We start from the raw sequence: 2,457 nt of genomic DNA on the forward strand, positions 1-2,457 counted from the left end.
GTCTTCCGCTTCTGGGAGCTCAGCAAGGACGCCTGACGCACCGATGTGAAGAAGGGCGCCTCCCGCTCGGCGGGGGGCGCCCTCTCACATGCCGACTCGCAGCCGCTACTGCGCGCCGGGGCGCACCAGCCCGCTCTCGTACGCGTAGACCGCCGCCTGGACGCGGTCGCGCAGGCCCAGCTTGGTCAGCACATGCCCGACGTGCGTCTTGACGGTGGTCTCGCTGACGAACAGGTCGGCGGCGATCTCCGCGTTGGACAGCCCGCGCGCCACCAGCTTCAGCACCTCGACCTCGCGGTCGGTGAGCGTGTGCAGCGTGTCCGGCACCGGCTCGTCCCCCGACGGCAGATGCGTGGCGTACTTGTCGAGCAGCCGGCGCGTGATGCTCGGCGCGAGCATGGCCTCGCCGGCGGCCACGACCCGGATGGCCTGCACCAACTCGTTGGCGGGCGCGTCCTTCAGCAGGAACCCGCTGGCGCCGGCGCGCAGCGCCTCCACCACGTACTCGTCGAGATCGAAGGTGGTCAGCACCAGCACCTTCGCCGGGCCGTCCCGCTCCGGCCCGGTGATCTGCCGGGTCGCCTCCACACCGTCCATCCGCGGCATACGGATGTCCATCAGAACCACATCGGGCTGTAGCGCACGCACCTGGTCGAGTGCCTGCAGTCCGTCACCGGCCTCCCCGACGACCGCGATGTCCTGCTCGGCCTCCAGGATCATCCGGAAGCCGGTACGGAGCAGCGGCTGGTCGTCGACCAGTAGGACGCGGATGGCCACGTAAGTCTCCTTCGCTCGTCCCGCCCCATTCTGCCCTGCGCGGGCCCGCCCGACTCAGCCGCCCTCACCCGGCGCCGGCTGAACCGGCAGCCCCGGTGCACGCACCGGAAGGGGGTATGGCGGGGGAGTACCGCCGAACTCCGGGCAGTGGGCCTGATGGTCGCACCAGCCGCACAGCTTCGTGGGGCGCGGCCGCCAGTCACCCGTCTCGGTGGCCAGCCGGATCGCCTCCCACAGCGCCAGCAGCTTGCGCTCGACCCGCTCCAGGTCGGCGAGGACCGGGTCGTACGTCAGCACCTGGCCGCTGCCGAGGTAGACCAGCTGGAGCCGCCGGGGGATCACGTTCTTCAGCCGCCACACCACCAGGGCGTAGAACTTCATCTGGAACAGGGCACCCTCGGAGTACTCGGGCCGGGGCGCCTTTCCCGTCTTGTAGTCGACGATCCGGACCTCGCCCGTGGGGGCCACGTCGACCCGGTCGATGATGCCGCGCAGCCGCAGCCCGGACTCCAGCTCGGTCTCGACGAACAGCTCCCGCTCGGCCGGCTCCAGACGGCTGGGGTCCTCCAGGCTGAACCAGCGCTCGACGAGCTGCTCCGCCTCGCCCAGCCAGCGCGCCAGCCGCTCGCCCTGCGGATCGTCGGCGAACAGCTCCACGACCTCCGGCCGCGTCTCGCGCAGCCGGTCCCACTGGCCGGGGATCAGCGACTTCGCCCGGGGCGGCGTGCGCTCGGCGGCCGGGGCGTCGAAGAGCCGCTCCAGGACCGCGTGCACCAGCGTTCCCCTGGTCGCCGCCTCGCTCGGCTTCTCCGGCAGGCGGTCGATGACCCGGAAGCGGTAGAGCAGCGGGCACTGCATGAAGTCACTCGCACGCGAGGGGGACAGCGAGGCGGGAGCTATGGCGGTGGTCCCGGTCACGAGGTCGCTCACGGCAGCGGTCTCGGCCGCTGCCTCCGCCGTCGTCTGCGCGTCCGCGACCGTCTCCACTGCCGTCTCCGCGGGCCCGGCCGGGACCGGCGCTTCCTCCGCCGCGGCCGGGCTGCTGTCGGGCTGCGCCGCGCCCTCGGTGCTCGTCTCCATGTCCCAGACCATACGGCCCGCCACTGACAGTGACCCAGCCGTGTTCCGTGGGGGAAGCCGGGAGAGGAGGTCGACGTACGGGAAACACAGGGGTGCCGGGGCGGAACGCACCGCGACGGACGCATACCATCGACTCGAGACCTCCCGTCCGGCAGGCGCGGGAGACGCTTCGATCGAGGGGACACCGGTGGACGAGAGCGGCGGGCGCGGGCGGCCGCAGTCCGGCAACGACGAGTCGGCCGAGCGCCACGCGGGGCCTCCGGCCCGGGCCGCCGAGCCGGCCCCCGCCGACGAACAGCCCACGGACGAGCGCCCTTCCACCCCTGAACAGCCCACCCCGGGACCGGAACAGACAGGTCCGGCCACGCCCGCCGACACCCCGGCGACCCCTTCGGACGCCGTGAGGGACGAATCGGCAGCGGACCGTCCGATACGGGGCGACGAAACCCCCACCAGCCCCGCCGAGCCCGGCGCAAACCGTCCGTCGGCCGGCGCCTCCGACCCCGACCGCGCCGCCGAGGACCCGCACACACCGGCCCGCCCGGACGCCGACGTACCGCAGGCGGCACCCGCCCCCGGCGAGCGCGACGACGGCGACGC

The 2,457-nt window shown here is 73.1% G+C and carries 2 protein-coding genes and 1 pseudogene; 1 reads left to right on the forward strand and 2 read right to left on the reverse strand.

What is annotated here, in order from left to right; all coding sequences use genetic code 11:
- Window positions 1-105 precede the first annotated feature (105 nt).
- The gene (locus ABZ281_RS45950) at window positions 106-777 is read right to left on the reverse strand and encodes a response regulator transcription factor (RefSeq protein ID WP_018570356.1); all 672 of its coding nucleotides are present in this window, start codon (window positions 775-777) and stop codon (window positions 106-108) included.
- A 54-nt stretch (window positions 778-831) separates the two neighbouring features.
- Window positions 832-1,857: a RecB family exonuclease gene (locus tag ABZ281_RS45955; RefSeq protein ID WP_356664406.1), complete on the reverse strand. Its 1,026-nt coding sequence runs from the start codon at window positions 1,855-1,857 to the stop codon at window positions 832-834.
- A 187-nt stretch (window positions 1,858-2,044) separates the two neighbouring features.
- Here ABZ281_RS45955 and ABZ281_RS45960 point away from each other — a divergent pair.
- Window positions 2,045-2,457 (forward strand): annotated as a pseudogene (locus tag ABZ281_RS45960) (peptidase); the annotation flags it as partial.

This window comes from Streptomyces sp. NPDC006265, from assembly GCF_040613555.1.
Taxonomy (GTDB): domain Bacteria; phylum Actinomycetota; class Actinomycetes; order Streptomycetales; family Streptomycetaceae; genus Streptomyces.

Bases quoted from the DNA above. Each gene is read 5' to 3' on its own strand.
- ABZ281_RS45955 (WP_356664406.1), bottom strand. From the start codon at position 1,857: ATGGAGACGAGCACCGAGGGCGCGGCGCAGCCCGACAGCAGCCCGGCC.